Origin of the sequence: Pseudoalteromonas sp. KG3, assembly GCF_030436385.1 — a bacterium.
Lineage (GTDB): Bacteria > Pseudomonadota > Gammaproteobacteria > Enterobacterales > Alteromonadaceae > Pseudoalteromonas > Pseudoalteromonas prydzensis.
Genome location: NZ_CP098523.1, coordinates 3,816,986 through 3,835,939 on the forward strand (window position 1 = coordinate 3,816,986; position 18,954 = coordinate 3,835,939).

An 18,954-nucleotide genomic window follows, 5' to 3' on the forward strand; every position below is an offset into this window, starting at 1 on the left:
GTTAGTCAAAGTGCCACTCATAGAGTTGAATTTTTATTTTAATATCGCGGTGTTTTAATGTCAGTTTTTTAGGCAGCCAAAACCCTGCATATTGCTGGTAGTCAGCGTAGTTTATTTGCCATTTAGCTCCATCTGCGGCTTGCCATATTACACTTTTAGCTCGACCTAGTTCATCGACTTGCAGACTTGCATCGTCGACCGTGCCTTTTAACCAGTCATCGGCACTGTCCATGGGGATAGTAAAACCAGTGAGTCGGGCAAGTAAACGTGATGCATTTATATCATGATAAACGTCATCATCGTATTCAAGTTCTGCACCGTGACTATTTTGCGTTAATGCCAAAACTCGGGTACCGATAAAACTAGTTAGAATGAGTTGGTTTAATTCATCCTTTTGTTGCCAGTTTAAATTAGCTGATTGGCGTTCGTCAGGACTAATAAAAGCTAATTTGCCTTCTACTTGCCAGACACTTTGTTGTGATAATTGCGACTTCCAGTCATCATAAAGGGCAGTTTGTGGCCTAATTTGCTGCGCGCAGCCACTTAAAAATAAAAAAAATATGAGTAAAATCAAATATAGTCGAATCAAATGTCGTTCCTTACTTTCCATATTCCGCTGATTTTTGGTAAAATTATCGTCTTTCGAGCACGGCTTAGCAATATTTGGCACATATGACCATAGTAGCACTTGGTATTAATCATAAAACCGCATCTGTAGAATTACGCGAAAAGGTTGCCTTTTCGCCTGAGCAATTATCAGAAGCATTACAGCAACTGAGTGATCATGATCAGTTTAATGAAGCGGTTATTGTGTCAACCTGTAACCGTACAGAAATCTATTGTAGCCTTGCCCAGCAAAATTCCCAAATACTGTTGCAATGGTTAGCTAGTTTCCATGGTTTGGATGAATATGAACTGAGCAGTAATGTTTATTGCCACCAAGATAACGACGCGATAAATCATTTAATGCGCGTTTCTTGTGGACTCGACTCATTAGTGCTCGGTGAGCCGCAAATACTGGGTCAAATTAAGCAGGCATACAATAGTGCTAAAAATCACAACTCAGTCAGTGTGGTGTTTGACCGCTTATTTCAAAAAACCTTTTCGGTCGCCAAACAAGTTCGCACTGAAACAGATATCGGTGCCAGTGCCGTGTCTGTTGCCTATGCTGCGGTTAATTTAGCCAAGCATATCTATGGCAAGCTAGATAAAACCAAAGTGCTTTTAATCGGTGCTGGTGAAACCATTGAACTGGTAGCTAAACATTTATATCAAAATGATCCTCAGCAAATTACCGTGGCGAATCGCACCATCGAGCGGGCGCGCTTATTAGCGGAAGATGTTAATGCTGATGTTATTGCCTTGGCACAATTACCAGAGCGGTTACATCAAGCAGATATAGTGATTAGTTCAACTGCCAGCACCTTGCCGATTATTGGTAAAGGGGTGGTTGAGCAAGCGTTAAAACAGCGCCGAAATAAGCCAATGTTATTTATTGATATTGCTGTACCACGTGACATCGAAAGCCAAGTGGGTGAATTAGATGCTGCCTATTTGTATTCGGTAGATGACTTACAGGCAATAGTAAGCGAAAATATCGCCTCAAGGGAGCAAGCAGCCGATGAAGCGCAAGTGATCATTACTCAGCGCTGTGCGGAATTTGCTATGTGGATGCGTTCACTCGACTCTGTCGATTTAATTCGCAGTTACCGCCAAGATGTACATGATATAAAATCAGAACTGGTTGATAAGGCTATAAGCCAATTAAATACCGGTAAAGATGCAGAACAAATTATTTTAGAGCTGGCCAACAAATTAACCAACCGCCTGATGCACGCACCTACCCGTGCAATTCAAGACGCGGCAAAAAAAGGTGAAGTTGCCCAGTTAAGCCAATTAAAGAAAATGTTAGGTATTGATCAGGAATAGCAGTTACATGAAAGAGTCTGTATATCGTAAGTTAGAAACTTTAGTAGAGCGCTACGAAGAAGTGCAAGCGCTGCTAAGTGATCCGTCAGTTATCAGTGACCAGAATCGCTTTCGTACGCTTTCAAAAGAGTACTCAGAGCTGGAAGAGATCGTTAAAGCGTTTTTAGCGTATCAGCAAACACAAGATGATGTTGCAACCGCTGAGGAAATGCTCAAGGATTCAGACCCAGACATGCGTGAAATGGCGCAAGAAGAATACAAAGAAGCAAAAGCGCAAATTCAGGTAATTGAAGAGCAAATTCAAGTTTTAATGCTCCCTAAAGATCCACGTGATAATAACAATGTATTTTTAGAAGTACGTGCTGGTACAGGTGGCGATGAAGCGGCCATTTTTGCTGGTGACTTGTTCCGTATGTATAGCCGTTACGCAGAAACTAAGAAGTGGAAAGTTGAAGTAGTTAGTACTAATGAAGGTGAGCACGGCGGTTACAAAGAAGTGATTGCTAACATTAGTGGTGAAGGTGTTTACGGACAGTTAAAATTTGAATCAGGCGCTCACCGCGTTCAGCGCGTACCAGAAACTGAATCACAAGGGCGTGTTCATACATCAGCCTGTACTGTGGCGGTAATGGCAGAAGTCCCTGAGGCGGAAGCTATTCAAATTAATACTGCAGACATTAAGGTTGACACTTTTCGTGCATCAGGCGCCGGTGGTCAGCACGTTAATAAAACCGATTCAGCAATTCGTATTACTCACTTACCAACCGGTGTGGTTGTTGAGTGTCAAGATGAGCGTTCACAACATAAAAACCGCGCTAAAGCGATGTCAGTTCTTGCCGCCCGCCTACAACAAGCTGAAGATGAAAAACGCCATGCAGCCGAAGCTTCGGAGCGTCGAAATCTAGTGGGCAGTGGTGACCGTTCTGAGCGTATTCGTACTTATAACTACCCGCAAGGGCGTATTACCGATCACCGTATTAACCTAACACTTTATCGTTTAAACGAAGTGGTTGCGGGTGATTTAGGCTGTGTAATTGAACCACTAATGCAAGAACATCAAGCTGACTTGTTAGCTGCGATGGGCGATGAATAAGCGTGACAGACACGGTTGAATCAGCAATAAAACGGGCTACTTTGCTATTGCAAAGTAGCACCGACAGTGCCAAATTGGACGCGCAAGTTTTATTACTTGATGTCTTACAAAAACCACGTAGCTATTTATTCAGTTGGCCTGAAAAACTGCTTAGTGCAGCACAGCAGCAGCAATTTGATCAACATTGTCAGCGCCGTTTCAATGGTGAGCCAGTTGCTCATATTACGGGTTTAAGAGAGTTTTGGAGCTTACCTTTACAAGTCAACTCAAGCACTTTAATACCGCGTCCTGATACTGAAACACTGGTAGAGCATGCCCTGACACTTGCGTTACCTGCAAATGCTAAAGTACTTGATTTAGGCACTGGTACAGGCGCGATAGCACTGGCCCTTGCTAGTGAAATGCCTGATTGGCAAATAACTGGTGTTGACACAGTGACAGAGGCCGTTTCTTTAGCGAATACAAATAAGCGGCGATTAGGTTTTACCAATGTGAACTTTGTACAAAGTGATTGGTTTAGCCAAGTTACAGCACAACAGTTTGATCTAATTGTTAGTAATCCTCCGTATATTGAACACGATGATATTCATTTAAGCCAAGGTGACGTCCGTTTTGAACCGCTATCGGCATTAGTGGCCGATGATGACGGTATGGCAGATATAAAGTATATTATTAGCCAAGCGCGCGACTTTTTAACCCCAAATGGCACGCTTTTAATTGAGCATGGTTTTCAACAAAGTATTAAAGTGCATAGTTTTTTTGCAGAAATGGCGTATACAAATATACTTACAGTTAAAGATTTAGCGAATAATGATCGTGTAACGCTCGCACAGTGGCCTGGATAACCATAACAATGACAGTGCGAGAGCAGCATAACCGCCTTTGAGGACTTAGTATGATGGATGATTTTTTGTTTTCGGACGAACCGCAAGAAGAGATTTGTGAAGTAATAAAGGGCACGTGGAAAGTTATTATTGTTGATGATGAGCCAGAAGTCCATGCTGTTACTAAACTTGCATTAAGTGATTTTGAATTTCAAGATAAACGCTTAGAATTTATTAGCGCATACTCAGGTGCTGAGGCAAAAGAGCAAATAGATAAAAATCCGGATGCTGCCATTGTATTGCTCGATGTGGTGATGGAAACTGACGATGCAGGTTTAAAAGTCGCGCAGTATATTCGTGAAGTTGCTAAAAATAATCATATTCGTATTATCCTTCGTACAGGCCAACCAGGCCAAGCTCCAGAGCGTCAAGTTATCGTTAATTACGATATTAATGACTATAAATCTAAAACAGAGCTGACCGCGCAAAAACTATTTACCGTGGTGATGTCGAGCCTGCGCTCTTATCGTGATATTTTATCAATTGAACAGTCTCGCCAAGGCCTTGAGAAAATAATTAAAGCCTCGCGTGATATTTTCTCAGCTCACTCCCTCGATCATTTTATTGAAGGGGTAATGCAGCAATTGACTTCGTTGTTGGGCACGGTTGATCAAGCTATGTATGCAACGAGTTTAGTGGCGGGAAATCCACAAGATAATCAGCATAAATTGGTGGTATTTTCTGGGCGAGGCGATTTTGAACGCAGTGAAGGCAAAGCAATTGAAGAAGTACTGAATACCGAGCAGCTATTAGCGTGTCAACAAGCACTCCAAGATAAAACCATAGTCTATAAAGATAATTACCTGTTTGCATACTGTTGCAGTGAGCATAATCATAATTCAATGCTGTTTATTTCTGGCATTCCAAAGTATTTAACTGACACGCAGCGCCATTTAATTGAGATATTTTCGCAAAATGTACAACTAGCGTATGAAAATGTGCAATTACAATCGGAAATTGAAGCAACTCAACAAGAGCTTGTGTTTCGTTTAAGTGAAGCACTGGAGCAGCGTTCAACTGAAACCGGGAATCATGTGAAACGGGTGTCGCATATATGCCATACTTTAGCGCTGGCATATGGTTTATCAAAGCGTGAAGCCGAGCTCGTACGGTTAGCATCATCATTGCATGATGTGGGTAAGGTAGGTATTCCAGACGCTATTTTGAATAAACCAGCAAAATTGAACGCCGAAGAATGGGAAGTAATGAAAACCCACACCCAAAAAGGTTTTATGATATTAAAAGGCTCTCGGCGAGAAATTGTTAATGCGGGTGCTGAGATTGCACGTGACCATCATGAAAAGTGGGATGGCACGGGTTATCCTCAAGGGCTTCAAGGGCTGGATATTCATGTGTTTGGTCGTATCGTTGCGCTTGCGGATGTTTATGATGCGCTACGCCATAAACGTTGTTATAAAGAAGCGTGGACAATTGATGACGTTGTTAATGAAATAAACCAGCAAAAAGGTATGCACTTTGAGCCTAAGCTCGTTGATATATTTAATGATAATCTTGAAGAGCTTGAACAAATACTGGCGCGTTATCCAGATTAAAAATTAACACCGGATTTAAAATTAACATTAAAGAGTAGTTAGGGGCATATGGATTATTTAGCAGTAAAACACACACACATGGCAATTGCAGTTTTAAGCATTGTTTTATTTTATGTTCGTTCATTTTCACGTTTAGGCAGTGGCACTATCGCAAAAAATAAAGTCGTTTTTATTGGTAGCCATGCAACCGATACCTTGTTACTTATTTCAGCCATAGTGCTAATGGCGATTGCAAAGATCAATCCACTAGAGCAAATGTGGTTACTTGAAAAAATTATTCTCGTGGTGGCTTATATTGCATTGGGTATTATTGCCAGTAAACAACAAAAAACCAGTATTAAAGTGCTGTTTTTAGTTGTTACAACCGCGGTCATAGCGCTAATTGGTAAATTGGCTGTCACTAAAACTGCTTTATTTCTTTAAAGTAGTGACTGTGCAAGGGGGAATTTTTACCTTTGCACAGTAAACTTAGCTACGGCGTTGGTATCTGCTCTAAAAACTAGGTAAACTAGTCGTTCATTTTCTATTTAAGATGTTGCCGTATAAATGACCACCCCTTGGTTTGAAGATCAAAATGAACCCTATCAAGATGAGGCTTTTGACACATTCGTTCCCCAAGCGTTGTATCGTTGTATCAGCGCAGAAGCGAAGTGGGATCCACACGCCGATTTAAGTGATAGCTTTGCCACCTTAAACGACTTTGAAACGCAAGTCACCGCACTGTGTCAACAACACGAAGATATTCATGAGCGCTTTGATGCGTTAGTTGATATGTTCTTTACGCAGTGGCTATTTAGCGTATCTAGCCTGAAAGTACCCGAATATACCCTCAACAGCTTTAGCTATATGTTAAGCATGCGCAGCGGTTCAGAAACCACGCTGGCTATTTTACTCTGCCACTTACTTAACCACGCTGACTTTGACGCCAATGTGACGATTAATAATGGCGAAATAAATGTTCATGTTGCCATCAGCGATGAAGAGGGCTATTTGCTTGAGCCAAGTTCTGGTCAGCAAAGTTGGTATATCATTCCTGAAAACGCCAGTGAAGAAAATGGCGATGAACAAGAGCCACTAGAGCTTATTTTTGACGAGGAAGTGTATAAGCTTTACTTAGCGCAACAAAAGTGGGCGTTCATTACCAGCAACAAGTTTGGTCATGCTTTAAGCTGTGTTGAGATGTTGATGGAGTTAATAGGCGATGACCCGTACGAAAGACGCGACAGAGGCTATTTACTTAACCAACTAGATTGTCCGAAAATGGCTCGTGATGATTTACAATTTTTTATCGATGAGTGCCCAGATGATCCTGCGATTGAAATTATCCAGCATCAACTTGAAGAACTCGAAGATAATCATAAAACTCACCATTAACTTTTAAGGAATATACATGGCTGACGCCCATACGGCTCTGATCACCAATGACGCAGTTGTCTTTGGTTTATTAGCAGTAATATTAGGCTTTATTTTTAAAACATCGAGCAGCCAAAATAGTGCGCTGAAAAAGTTTTACAAATATGTCCCAGCATTATTACTGTGCTATTTTTTACCTTCACTACTGAACACCTTTGGCATTGTTGATGGTCACTCATCCAATGTGTATTTTGTTGCATCACGGTATTTGCTTCCAGCATGTTTAATCTTACTGACCATTAGTATTGATTTAAAAGCTATTATTAATCTTGGCCCCAAAGCCCTTATTATGTTTCTAACTGGTACTGTGGGTATTGTTATTGGTGGCCCATTGGCTATTTTGATCATGAGTGCAGTGTATCCTGAAGCTGTTGGCGGTCATGGTCCAGATGCAGTATGGCGTGGTATGACAACCATCGCAGGTAGTTGGATTGGCGGTGGTGCAAACCAAGCGTCGATGAAAGAAATGTTTGAAGTGGGTGGCGATATATTCTCAGCGATGGTGACGGTAGATGTGATCGTCGCGAATTTATGGATGGCGGTATTGTTATTAATGGCTGCCAACCATAAAGCTATTGATGCAAAAACCGGCGCTGATACCAGCGCGATTGAAGAGCTGAAAAACCGTGTTGAGAAGTATCAGGCCGAGCATGCACGCATGCCTACAATGAATGATTATATTATGATCATTGCTATTGCATTTGGTATTACCGGGCTTGCACACTTTTGTGCTGATTTCTTAGGGCCTTATTTTGGGGCTAATTTCCCATGGGCACAAGAATACAGCTTAAACAGTAAATTCTTTTGGCTGATCGTTATCTCGACGACGATTGGTATTGCATTATCGTTTACTAAAGTTCGCCATATTGAAGCATTTGGTGCATCAAAAGTCGCTTCTTGCTTTTTATATATTTTGGTAGCCTCAATTGGTCTGCATATGAATATCACTGCGATAGTCGAATCGCCAATGTATTTTGTTATCGGCTTAATTTGGATGCTAACCCATGCCAGCTTAATGCTGATTGTTGCTAAAATTATTAAAGCGCCGTTATTTTATATGGCTGTCGGTTCGCAAGCGAATGTCGGCGGCGCTGCATCGGCACCTGTGGTGGCGTCAGCATTTCACCCGTCGCTTGCACCGGTTGGCGTGTTACTAGCCGTACTCGGTTATGGCGTGGGCACTTACATGGCCTATATTTGTGGATTAATGATGCAAGCAGTTGCACCTTAAGGAATGAAAAATGAATAACCAACTGATTAAGATTAATGACATTGAATTAGCAAACGAAAAACCGTTTGTATTGTTCGGTGGCATGAATGTTTTAGAATCGCGCGATTTAGCAATGCGTATTGCTGAGCATTATGTTGAAGTGACCACTAAGCTTAATATTCCTTATGTATTTAAAGCCTCGTTTGATAAAGCAAACCGCTCATCAATCAACTCATACCGTGGACCGGGTATGGAAGAAGGATTAAGAATTTTTGAAGAAATTAAAAAAACCTTCAATGTGCCTTTGATCACCGATGTTCATGAACCACACCAAGCCGCACCTGTTGCTGAAGTTGTTGATGTAATTCAATTACCCGCTTTTTTAGCGCGTCAAACTGACCTAGTTGTTGCGATGGCGAAAACGGGCGCAATTATAAATGTTAAAAAACCACAGTTTTTAGCGCCGCACGAAATGCGTCACATCATTACTAAATTTAATGAAGCAGGAAATGACAATATTATCCTGTGTGAGCGCGGCTCAAGCTTTGGTTATAACAACTTAGTGGTTGATATGCTTGGCATGGATGACATGAAACCAATGGCGCCGGTTATATTCGATGCAACCCATGCATTGCAACGCCCAGGTGGTCGTGCTGATTCTGCCGATGGCCGTCGTGCACAGGCCGCTGAGCTTGCTCGTAGCGGCATGGCATTAGGTATTGCAGGTTTATTTATTGAAGCACATCCAAACCCTAATGAAGCTAAATGTGATGGTCCATGTGCACTGGCACTGAGTAAGCTAGAAGGCTATTTAAGCCAAATGAAAGCCGTGGATGATTTGATCAAGAGTTTTAGCCCACTGGATACCAGCGCCAGCGATTTATAATTTTAAATAATACCTAAAAAGCGACTAAGGTCGCTTTTTTTATGTCTTGAATATACACCTAGCTAGTTGGCGTATATAATCCATCCATAAGAAAAACTAATTCTAAGTTTGGTTGCTATGTCTCGACGTGTTCCTCCCTTAAACGCCTTAAAAGCATTTGAAGCTGCTGCTCGCCATTTGAGCTTTACCAAAGCGGCGGAAGAATTGTATGTCACGCAGGCAGCGGTGAGCCATCAAATTAAAACCTTAGAAGAGCACCTCGGTTTAAAGCTATTCTTACGTAAAAATCGTTCATTATTACTGACCGAAGAAGGCCAAGGTTATTTTTTAGATATTAAAGAAATATTTACCCAGCTCATTGATGCGACAGAAAAACTGTTAGCACGTGGTGCAAAGGGCTCGTTAACTGTAAGCCTAACGCCAAGCTTTGCTATTCAATGGTTAGTACCGCGCTTAAGCTTATTCAACGAGCTGCACCCTGAAATTGATGTGCGGATAAAAGCCCAAGATCAAGACGAAAATTCACTTACTGATGATGTTGATGTCGCTATTTATTACGGTCGTGGTCATTGGAGTGGGGTGCAAACCCATAAGCTGCATACCGAATATTTAGTACCTTTATGTAGCCCAATGTTATTAACTGGGCCAAAACCACTTAATCAGCCCAGTGATTTGGCAAATCATACTTTACTGCACGATACCACTCGAAAAAACTGGAAAACCTGGATGAAAACAGCGGGCGTACGTAATGTACAAGTAAACCAAGGGCCTATTTTTAGCCACTCATCCATGGTGCTTCAAGCCGCTGTGCATGGCCAAGGGGTTGCCATTGGTAACAGCGTGCTTGCTAAACCAGACATCGATGCAGGGCGTTTAGTTATTCCTTTTAACCACAGTTTAGAAAGTAAAAATGCCTATTATTTAGTGAGTCGTGAAACGCAATCTGAATTGGGTAAAATAGTGTCGTTTAAGCAGTGGATGCTCAGCCTCGTTGAGCAAGAACAAGAGTATTAATATGATTGAATGGATCAGAAGTAAGTCGCCTGCTAAAGCTCAGTTTATTTTTGCCCATGGTGCCGGTGCAGGTAGTGATTCTGAGTTTATGCAGCAGATGGCGCAATTAATAGCTGCGCATGAAATTGATGTAGGTTTGTTTGATTTTCAATATATGCAAACTGCCAAGCAAACCAATAAGCGCAGGCCACCCGATCGGGCACCTAAACTGCTGGATTATTTTGAACAGGTATTAACCGTTACACAACCTACGCTTCCACTATTTATTGGTGGTAAGTCGATGGGCGGGCGCATGGCATCAATGCTTGTCAGTGAAGCGCGAGCAACAACTCCCGAAATTTCAGGGGTGGTTGCATTTGGCTACCCATTTCATCCACCAGGTAAGCCTGACAAATTACGCATCGATCATTTTGGCAAAATAGCATGCCCGTTTATGGTGCTTCAAGGGGAGCGCGACACGTTTGGTACTCGCGATGAATTAACTCAGATGCAGCTCGATAAGCGCCCTGATTTTGTCTGGTTACCTGATGGCGATCATTCATTAAAGCCACGTAAACGCAGTGGTTTTACAGAAAGTGAAAATATCCAAAGCGCAGCTGAGCACGCCGTAGGGTTTATCAAGCAGCATATTTAAAGGCAATTTCGCAGGAAAAATCATGATTAAACTATTTTTAATGACAGGCAGTTTATTTTGTATGCTGTCAGTGGTGTTGGGCGCATTTGCAGCCCATGGCTTAAAAAGCCGAGTGTCTGAATACGCAATCGGCGTATTTAAAACCGCAGCAGAATATCAAATGGTGCATGGCCTTGCGCTAATTGCGATTGCCATTTTAATTAAATGGGGAATTAACTTAAGCTGGGCTGGTTGGTTTATTATTGCTGGTATTGTGCTGTTTAGCGGTAGTTTATATTTATTAGCAATCACAGGTTATAAGTGGTTAGGGCCAATTACGCCACTTGGTGGAGTCTGCTTTATAATCGGCTGGGTTATTTTATTAGTGCAAGTGGCGCGCTTCAAATTTTAATAGAGAATATCGCGCGAGTGCGTAATTAAAGGGTTTTTATGTCAAGTGTAGTGATTTACTGTCGTAGTGGGTTTGAAAATGATGCCGCTGCAGAAATAACATTTCATGCAGCAGAGCAGGGCTTTGCAGGCTATGTAAAAGCAAAACCTAATACCGGTTATGTGATCTATGAATGTTTTGAAGCGCACCATAGTGACGAAATTATTAAAAAAGTCGATTTCAAAAATATGGTGTTTGCCCGTCAATGGTTTGCTGGGACTTTGCTGGAAAATATGCCTGTTGAAGATAGAGTTGGCGAAATCGTAACAGCAGCAGTTGATTTTCCACTTTGCTCAGAGCTACGGGTAGAAACGCCTGATACAAATGAAGGCAAAGAGCTATTAACGTTTTGCAAAAAAATCTCTACTCCGCTTAAAAAAGCGTTAGAGAAACAAAACACTGTGCTACGTGAACCGAAAGCTAATCGTCCTGTTATGCACATCATGTTTTTAACCAACAACACCGCCTATGTTGGCCATTCATATAGCTATAATAACTCGCCATTTTTTATGGGCATATTACGACTAAGAATGCCAAGTGATGCACCGAGTCGCTCGACATTAAAATTGGATGAAGCGTTTAACGTATTTATTCCTGAAAAAGATCAAGAAAGCCGCGTACAAGCCGGTATGCGCAGTGTTGACTTAGGTGCTTGCCCCGGTGGCTGGACATATCAATTAGTGCGCCGTGGCATGTTTGTCAGCGCTATTGATAATGGCCCAATGAACGATGATTTAATGGAAACAGGTCAAGTTAAACATTTTCGTGTTGATGGCTTTAAATACCGCCCAGAAAAAAGAAATATTACTTGGTTGGTGTGCGACATGGTGGAAAAACCAACCAAAGTAACCAGTCTTATGATTGATTGGGCAGTCAATGCCTACGCCAAAGAGCTCATATTTAACTTGAAACTCCCTATGAAAAAGCGTTTTGATAGTGTGTATGAATGCTTAACCATGATCAAAGAAGAGCTTAATAAATACGGCATAAGCTATGAGCTACAAGCTAAGCATTTATATCATGATAGGGAAGAAGTCACTGTGCATTTGAACGTGACGAAAGTGCCGCAAAGCCTATATAGCTAATTAATTTTAGTGTGGCATGAATACCGGCTAAATAAAGGTAAAAATTGATGTATAAGAACCAAGAAGTTATTTTGCGCTTGCGCGCTAATATACCACAGTTTGAATGTGTTGAAGGTTGCCATGATTGCTGTGGGCCCGTAACAACTTCATCTGAAGAAATGTCTCGATTACCAGTAAAAACGGATGCCGAGCATGAAGCCGCACTAAATGAATTTAATTGTGTACATCTGGGCCCTAAAGGCTGCACTGTATATGACGAGCGGCCGTTGATTTGCCGCTTGTTTGGTACTACGCCTCGAATGCCTTGTTCGAATGATCGCAAGCCTGAAAAGCCTGTCGATGCTAAAATAGAGCGCGAAGTACATCATTTTATTGCCAATACACGGCAAGTTTTAGTGTAAATAGAGGGGGCAGTTTGGGGACTTTAACGGTTTGCTAGCAGTCCCCTTTGAATATTGCTATTAGCGGTAATTAGGGCGGTATTGGTCTACCCATAAGCGCGTTGCACCGCACACTGCAACGGGCATAACAATTAAATTTACGATAGGGATTGCAGTAAGTAGCAGAACCGCTATACCAAACCCGTAAGATAATGTTTGCTTTTGTTTTAGGTCTTGCTTCATCTCGTTAAAATTGATTTTATGGTTATCAAATGGATAATCTTTATATTGCACCGCATACATCCAGCAAGTAAACATTACCCACAACACTTGGCCAATCACAGGTAATACCCATAACAAAATAAAGAAACCGATGGCGCGTGGTAAATAGTAACAAAGTTTTGTCCATTCACGGCCAAGCATCCGCGGCACGTCTTTAACAATCTCCGCTAAGCCATCATCATTAATTTTTTGCCCCGTTAAGTGCAGCTCAACTTTTTCGCTGAGTAAGCCATTAAAGGGTGCAGCAATAAAGTTAGTGATCACCGTAAACAGCATACTGTAGCTAAATAAAATAACTAATACGGCAATCGGCCACATTAACCACTCGAGCCAACTTAACCAACTTGGTAATAGATCATTTAAATAAGCAAACCCATCGGTAAGCCAGCCATATAAAAAGAATAACGAGCTACCAAAGAGCACAATATTGATTAACAAAGGAATAAGCACAAAGCGCTTTAAACCTTTCTGGGTGATTAATTTAAAGCCCGAAAAAAAATATTCCATACCCTGCGTAAATTGCACGTTAAAACCTCAGATCATATCAACATTGCTCACAGTATAAGTTGCTCAGCTTTTTTGAACAGTATTTTTGCGTAACAAAGTGTTTAAAATCCAGCGTGTAACAGCGAGGCCTGAATACATTATGGATTGCCATTGAGGCGCAAATAGAAAGTGCAGTAAATAATTGTATCAATATTAACGCTGGGCTATGGTTTGTAGATTAATTGATACGAGAGCAGCAATCAGCTTGTCAGGATGCCCCAAATGACTATGAGTAAACGCTATTTTTTGTCGTTGTTATTGGTTCCACTTTTAAGTTACGCCAATACTGATCCTTTACAAAATAAAATGCGCGGTTTAGATGCCGCATTGTTTGATGCTTTTAATCATTGTGATAATCCAGCGCAATTGGCGAAGCATGCTAGTTATTTTGCCAAAGATGTCGAGTTTTACCATGATAATGGTGGGGTGACTTGGGATCGTGATTCCATGATAGCCAATACCAAGAATTTTGCATGTGGTAACTATACGCGGGAGTTGCTCAGCGGCACGTTTGAAGTGTTTACCATTAAAGATTTTGGTGTAATGACCAAAGGAACCCACATATTTTGTCAAGATGGCGGCAATAAATGTGACGGTAAAGCTGATTTTGTGATGCTTTGGCATGACTTAGGCGACAAATTAGAAATTACCCGAGTATTGAGTTATGGGCACCGTAGCAATATGAATAATAAATAAGGGAGCTTGCGGTTAAACTTCGGCTTAGCTTTGTTGCTCTGTGGGTGATGCTGCCATTTAGGTATATACTAACCAGCCTTTTTATATGAGCGTCTGTGATGTCTAAGATTTTTATTATCGGCCTACCAAGAACGGGCACTACTAGTATTAGTGTTGCGTTGTTAGACATGGGCTTGTTGGTTGCGCATACTGCCTTTACTAAAAAAGCATTTGAGGTAGCTGACGCTGTATCAGACGCGCCATGTTTTAGTGATTTCAAGCAATTAGATTTATTATTTCCCCACAGCAAGTTTATTTATTTAAATCGAGAGCTTAGCGCGTGGTTGCCATCCATCACTATGTTGCTTGAAAAAATGGCGCCGCATTTGTGCCTTAAAACAGGCCATTTTAATCCAGTATTAAAACGCAGCTTTCAACAAACTTTTCCTAATATTCACCCTCTGAATGAGCGCGAGTTGGCTGCTTGTTATACACAACATCAACAGGCAGTATTAGAGTATTTTAAAGATCGTGATGATTTTTTATCGCTTGATGTAAGCGTGCAGGGCAGCCTGCTAAAGCTAAAACAATTTTTGGGAATGCCGACAGATGGCGATACTGACTTTGCGAAATTAAATGTTGGCCGAAATGTCGCCAACTGGCGTGAATATAAACACCCTAATAAAGTGAATGCCAACTTGGCAGGCCTAGAGCACCGTAAGTTCTTTGATTACGGTTGATTTTCAGCTGATTGAGGCGCTTCACTATCTACTGAACTGCGAACGTTGCCACTGCTGAAAAAGGTAAGATCACCGATTAAATCAGGTATTAGTCGCTCACTATTATAGTCATAAATTTTATTCATTTGAGCTACGTGAAATGCGCCTTCAATACGCGAAATATTTTTTAGTGCCCAAGCTTCAACTGAGTCTGAGCGGGTAAACTGCTCAGGCAGTTTTTCTTTATCATCAAGTAGTGTTTGCCATAATTCGTTTTGAATTTGCGCTGGCGTGCCGGTGAACTGCTCTAGCGCATCGTTTATCCAGCCCATGCCAATGTCGTTATAGGCGTTTAAGATATTGTTATAAAGCTCACGTCTATTAGAGTCAGAGCTAATATTATCTTGCTGTGCAACAAATTTACCGTTGTCCATTTGGTAATACTGTTTATTCGCTTGGTAATTGGTTTGCTGCGAAAGGTAGCTAAACAAGTTAGGCTCGCCGTCTTTATCAACTTCATTGAGCATCGCTAATACATCATCGTTTTGATGGGTTTTCAATAGACTCATCATGTCGATAATACCGCTGCTTTGCTCAAGTGTACTTTCAGACAGGTGGTCATTTAATTGGATAAGCTGGCCTTCGCTAAAGGTTTTTTCAATTAATAAATCGGCATAGTTATTTGCTAACTCATACTTTGCTGTGTTGGCGCTGTAGTTTGATTTAAACCAATTTATGTTTTCAGGCATGCTGATCATTTCTAACGTTTCATTACCATTTTTATTCTCTCCGATTGGCGACACTGGTTTTTTATAATCATTCCCTTGCTGTAATAGCTCACCCATGGTTGCAATTGTGCTGCTTAAGGCATCATCAGAGAGTTTGCTCAACGATGAAATTAATTGCTCACTAATATTCTTGTTTTCTATGCCAAATAAGTGACTAGAGGTTTTGACAGCAAACTGAGTGAATGCAGCAAGTTCTTCATCACTCATTTTTTGTACGAGCTCAAGCAACTCAGCGGTTGGCTTGAGATGTTGAAACATGTTTTTCAACTCCCCATCTAGACGATCCACCTGATCTAAAAAAGCATTTATGTCATCGTGATCTGTAAAATCACCATAGCGGTAGCTCGGCTGTGTGATTGGTTCTCCCATGTTAATGGTATTACTAGAAACGATACTGTGATGTTTCATACCCAAATAGGAAGAGGGGGTATAGTCTAAGTTAAACCTACGGCCTTTAAAGGGGTCATGCAAGGGCGTACTTGCTGCGCTTTCCAGCTTTGATAAGTTACCTTGTGGTTCGATAAGAGTCGTTGCAGTTTTAAATTCAGCGGCCCGATTAGCAGACACTTTCTGTAACGCTATCTGCTGTATTTGATTAAAATTAGTTAGTTTCATTGTTATTCCTTTAACGATACCTTATATAACTTATCGGCGCTGCACGATAGAACTTGATGTTATAGCTTGTTATTTTATAAAACTTTAATAAATACAGTAGCTAACAGAGTATTAAAATACAGACGCAAGACAAAAGTAGTAACAAATAAATGCATAAATAAACGATAAATCCATTATTCTGGGTTGTTCATTCGCTGCAATTCGGTATAGTTTGTTATCAAATTATAATTATAAATTAGAGCTTTTATGCAGTTAGTCGACTTAACCCCTGATGATCCGGATGTGATTAATGTTTTTTCGGATATCGATAGGCTTATAAATTCTCTGTATCCAGTCGCTACGGCTCAGTCGTTATCACTCAATGAACTTGGCCAGCCTAATATATTTGCGATAGGCTTAAAAAATGACGATGGTATTGTCGCGTGTGGAGCGATTGTAAAACAGCTTGATACCGTTCCTTATGGTGAAATACGCCGCTTGTATGTAAAACCGAGTTATCGTGGCAAAGGGTTATCTCGACGTATTATGCAAATCTTATTGCATCATGCCGGAGAGGAACAAATTCCATTGATCCGATTGGAAACGGGGCCAAAACAAAAAAAATCAATAAGTTTATATGAAAACTTAGGCTTTCAACCTTGCGGCCCGTTTGGTAACTACACAGAGAATCCGCAAAGTTTATTTATGGAATTAGGCTTAAATCAATAATTTTTCAATTCAGATCTAAATAATTTGGGGCTTGGCGTAGGCTGGGCACCCAAATTGTACCCTGCAAGCCCTTTCACACTATCAACAGCAAACCTCACTCGTTACGAGCAAAAATACTTGTTGGACTTGATAAGCTATTTTTCTTTTAATGCGCGCAACAGCCGCAAGGCATTCATTAAATAAAAGAGAAAGATAAATGAAAGAGACAACATCACTAGAACAAGCTCGTACGAGTTACAATGTTCGTCATTGGAGCCAAGGTTTTTTTGGTATTAATGATCAAGGTGATGTGTATGTTGCGCCAAAGGCTGATGCCCCAGAGCAAACCATTGCACTTATTGATATCGCGAAACAACTTGAAGATAAAGGTTTAAGTCTGCCTGCTTTGGTACGTTTTCCACAAATCTTGCATCACCGTGTACACAGTTTATGTGCGGCATTTAATACCGCAATTGAAAGCTATGGTTACCCTAAAGATTACTTACTTGTTTATCCAATTAAAGTGAATCAACAACGTGAAGTGGTTGAAGAAATCGTGGCAAGCCAAGCCAATGTTGAAAAGAAACAACTAGGTTTAGAGGCGGGCAGTAAGCCTGAGCTATTAACCGTTTTAGCGTTAGCTGAAAAAACCAGTGCAGTGATTGTATGTAATGGCTACAAAGATCAGGAATATGTGCGTTTAGCGCTAATTGGTGAAAAGTTAGGCCACAAAGTGTATATCGTGCTTGAGAAATTATCTGAGCTGGATATGGTACTTAGCCAAGCGAAAGAACTTAATGTAAAGCCACGCATTGGCATTCGCGTACGTTTAGCGTCGCAAGGTAAAGGCAAATGGCAAGCCAGTGGCGGTGAAAAATCAAAATTTGGTTTATCGGCTTCACAAGTATTACATGTTGTGAACCGCTTAAAAGAAACTGATCAGCTTGATTTAGTACAGTTAGTGCATTTTCATTTAGGGTCGCAAATGGCCAACATTCGCGATGTACGTTTAGGTGTCAGCGAAGCGGCACGTTTTTATTGTGAGTTACGTAAATTAGGCGCACAAATTGATTGCCTAGATGTAGGTGGTGGTTTAGCCGTTGATTATGATGGTACGCGAAGCCAGTCTCATAACTCAATGAACTACAGCTTAGCAGAGTACGCAAATAATATTGTTTACACCATAGGTGATATTTGTAAGCAGTATGAGCAACCGTTCCCGACCATTATCTCTGAGTCAGGACGTGCGTTAACTGCGCATCACGCGGTTCTTATCTCTAATGTGATTGGCACTGAAAGCTATGAGCCTGAAGAAATTCAAGCACCAGCAGCAGATGCCCCATTATTACTAAATAATATGTGGTTATCTTGGCAGCAATTGCATGTGTTGACTGATGACCGTGCACTGATTGAGATTTATCATGATAGCCAAGGTGACTTAGCTGAAGCGCATAACCAGTTTGCGATGGGCTTATTAGATTTAACTCAACGGGCATGGGCAGAGCAAATTAACTTACGTGTATGTTATGAGCTTAACAAACACATGGATAATAAAAACCGTTTTCATCGCCCAATTATCGATGAACTCAATGCGCGGTTAGCAGATAAGTTTTTTGTTAACTTCTCACTGTTTCAGTCATTGCCTGATGCGTGGGGAATTGATCAAGTGTTTCCAGTATTACCATTAAGTGGTCTGACTGAAGCGCCACAACGTCGTGCGGTATTATTAGATATTACGTGTGACTCAGACGGTGCACTAGATCATTACGTTGATGGACAAGGCATTGAGAGCACTTTACCAGTGCCGGCATTTAGTGCAGAAAAACCGTATTTGATGGGCTTTTTCTTAGTGGGCGCGTATCAAGAGATTTTAGGTGATATGCATAACCTGTTCGGTGATACCCACAGTGCGATGATCAGCATGGATGAGCAAGGCCAGGCGAGTATCGTAGAAATTAATCAAGGTGACACAGTGGCAGATATGATGCGTTATGTGCACTTAGATGTTGAAGGTTTTCAATCTTCATATGCACAGCTGGTGGCTGCAAAATTACCACAAGCTGAGCAACAAAGCGTGCTTGATGAATTACAAGCGGGTTTAGACGGTTATACTTATTTAGAAGAGCTTTAA

General features: G+C 41.1%; 20 protein-coding genes. 17 read left to right on the plus strand and 3 right to left on the minus strand.

Annotation, left to right across the window (positions count from 1 at the left end; translation table 11 throughout):
- Nucleotide 1: 1 nt before the first annotated feature.
- Nucleotides 2–589 (minus strand): lipoprotein insertase outer membrane protein LolB, encoded by a 588-nt coding sequence (gene lolB / locus NDQ71_RS17965; protein ID WP_192542237.1) that lies wholly within the window; start codon nucleotides 587–589, stop codon nucleotides 2–4.
- Between the two features lie 83 nt (nucleotides 590–672).
- On the opposite strand from lolB, the gene hemA reads away from it, so the two are divergent.
- The 13 genes from hemA to NDQ71_RS18030 all read left to right on the plus strand — a co-directional run bounded on the left by hemA (nucleotide 673) and on the right by NDQ71_RS18030 (nucleotide 12,532).
- A complete protein-coding gene (hemA, locus tag NDQ71_RS17970) occupies nucleotides 673–1,929 on the plus strand; it encodes a glutamyl-tRNA reductase (RefSeq protein WP_064668072.1) in 1,257 nt (418 codons plus the stop codon).
- Nucleotides 1,930–1,936: 7 nt separating this feature from the next.
- A complete protein-coding gene (gene prfA, locus NDQ71_RS17975) occupies nucleotides 1,937–3,022 on the plus strand; it encodes a peptide chain release factor 1 (RefSeq protein ID WP_064668071.1) in 1,086 nt (361 codons plus the stop codon).
- A gap of 2 nt (nucleotides 3,023–3,024) precedes the next feature.
- Entirely contained in the window at nucleotides 3,025–3,867 is an 843-nt protein-coding gene (gene prmC / locus NDQ71_RS17980; RefSeq protein WP_192542236.1) for a peptide chain release factor N(5)-glutamine methyltransferase, read from the plus strand.
- A 50-nt stretch (nucleotides 3,868–3,917) separates the two neighbouring features.
- Entirely contained in the window at nucleotides 3,918–5,459 is a 1,542-nt protein-coding gene (locus NDQ71_RS17985; protein ID WP_301561959.1) for a response regulator, read from the plus strand.
- A gap of 48 nt (nucleotides 5,460–5,507) precedes the next feature.
- The gene (locus tag NDQ71_RS17990) at nucleotides 5,508–5,882 is read left to right on the plus strand and encodes a SirB2 family protein (protein ID WP_192542234.1); all 375 of its coding nucleotides are present in this window, start codon (nucleotides 5,508–5,510) and stop codon (nucleotides 5,880–5,882) included.
- A 123-nt stretch (nucleotides 5,883–6,005) separates the two neighbouring features.
- On the plus strand, nucleotides 6,006–6,833 hold the full coding sequence (locus NDQ71_RS17995; RefSeq protein ID WP_064668067.1) for a tetratricopeptide repeat protein: 828 nt from the start codon (nucleotides 6,006–6,008) through the stop codon (nucleotides 6,831–6,833).
- A gap of 16 nt (nucleotides 6,834–6,849) precedes the next feature.
- A complete protein-coding gene (locus NDQ71_RS18000) occupies nucleotides 6,850–8,103 on the plus strand; it encodes a DUF819 domain-containing protein (RefSeq protein ID WP_064668066.1) in 1,254 nt (417 codons plus the stop codon).
- 10 nt (nucleotides 8,104–8,113) lie between these two features.
- Nucleotides 8,114–8,968 carry a 3-deoxy-8-phosphooctulonate synthase gene (gene kdsA, locus NDQ71_RS18005; RefSeq protein ID WP_064668065.1) on the plus strand — a complete coding sequence of 285 codons (855 nt, stop codon included), beginning with the start codon at nucleotides 8,114–8,116 and terminating at the stop codon, nucleotides 8,966–8,968.
- A gap of 117 nt (nucleotides 8,969–9,085) precedes the next feature.
- Nucleotides 9,086–9,982 (plus strand): transcriptional regulator GcvA, encoded by an 897-nt coding sequence (locus NDQ71_RS18010; RefSeq protein WP_064668064.1) that lies wholly within the window; start codon nucleotides 9,086–9,088, stop codon nucleotides 9,980–9,982.
- A 1-nt stretch (nucleotide 9,983) separates the two neighbouring features.
- Nucleotides 9,984–10,616, plus strand: a complete 633-nt coding sequence (locus NDQ71_RS18015) for an alpha/beta family hydrolase (protein ID WP_064668063.1) — start codon at nucleotides 9,984–9,986, stop codon at nucleotides 10,614–10,616.
- Between the two features lie 22 nt (nucleotides 10,617–10,638).
- A complete protein-coding gene (locus NDQ71_RS18020; protein ID WP_064668062.1) occupies nucleotides 10,639–11,007 on the plus strand; it encodes a DUF423 domain-containing protein in 369 nt (122 codons plus the stop codon).
- A gap of 38 nt (nucleotides 11,008–11,045) precedes the next feature.
- Nucleotides 11,046–12,131, plus strand: coding sequence for a 23S rRNA (cytidine(2498)-2'-O)-methyltransferase RlmM (gene rlmM / locus NDQ71_RS18025; protein WP_064668061.1), 1,086 nt, complete (start codon nucleotides 11,046–11,048; stop codon nucleotides 12,129–12,131).
- 47 nt (nucleotides 12,132–12,178) lie between these two features.
- Nucleotides 12,179–12,532: a YkgJ family cysteine cluster protein gene (locus NDQ71_RS18030; protein ID WP_192542233.1), complete on the plus strand. Its 354-nt coding sequence runs from the start codon at nucleotides 12,179–12,181 to the stop codon at nucleotides 12,530–12,532.
- Between the two features lie 60 nt (nucleotides 12,533–12,592).
- Here the strand turns inward: NDQ71_RS18030 and cysZ are convergent, their stop codons facing one another.
- Nucleotides 12,593–13,318 carry a sulfate transporter CysZ gene (gene cysZ, locus NDQ71_RS18035; RefSeq protein WP_064668059.1) on the minus strand — a complete coding sequence of 242 codons (726 nt, stop codon included), beginning with the start codon at nucleotides 13,316–13,318 and terminating at the stop codon, nucleotides 12,593–12,595.
- 243 nt (nucleotides 13,319–13,561) lie between these two features.
- Between cysZ and NDQ71_RS18040 the strand changes: the two genes are divergently transcribed.
- Nucleotides 13,562–14,035, plus strand: a complete 474-nt coding sequence (locus tag NDQ71_RS18040) for a nuclear transport factor 2 family protein (protein WP_225736672.1) — start codon at nucleotides 13,562–13,564, stop codon at nucleotides 14,033–14,035.
- Between the two features lie 98 nt (nucleotides 14,036–14,133).
- Complete coding sequence (locus NDQ71_RS18045; RefSeq protein WP_301561960.1) at nucleotides 14,134–14,754, plus strand: sulfotransferase; 621 nt, start codon at nucleotides 14,134–14,136, stop codon at nucleotides 14,752–14,754.
- Here the strand turns inward: NDQ71_RS18045 and NDQ71_RS18050 are convergent.
- Nucleotides 14,745–16,136, minus strand: a complete 1,392-nt coding sequence (locus tag NDQ71_RS18050; protein WP_192542231.1) for a hypothetical protein — start codon at nucleotides 16,134–16,136, stop codon at nucleotides 14,745–14,747. The two genes, NDQ71_RS18045 and NDQ71_RS18050, sit on opposite strands and share 10 nt — an antisense overlap.
- Nucleotides 16,137–16,382: 246 nt before the next feature.
- Here NDQ71_RS18050 and NDQ71_RS18055 point away from each other — a divergent pair, with 246 nt between their 5' ends.
- The gene (locus NDQ71_RS18055; protein WP_064668056.1) at nucleotides 16,383–16,844 is read left to right on the plus strand and encodes a GNAT family N-acetyltransferase; all 462 of its coding nucleotides are present in this window, start codon (nucleotides 16,383–16,385) and stop codon (nucleotides 16,842–16,844) included.
- Nucleotides 16,845–17,040: 196 nt separating this feature from the next.
- On the plus strand, nucleotides 17,041–18,954 hold the full coding sequence (gene speA / locus NDQ71_RS18060) for a biosynthetic arginine decarboxylase (RefSeq protein WP_064668055.1): 1,914 nt from the start codon (nucleotides 17,041–17,043) through the stop codon (nucleotides 18,952–18,954).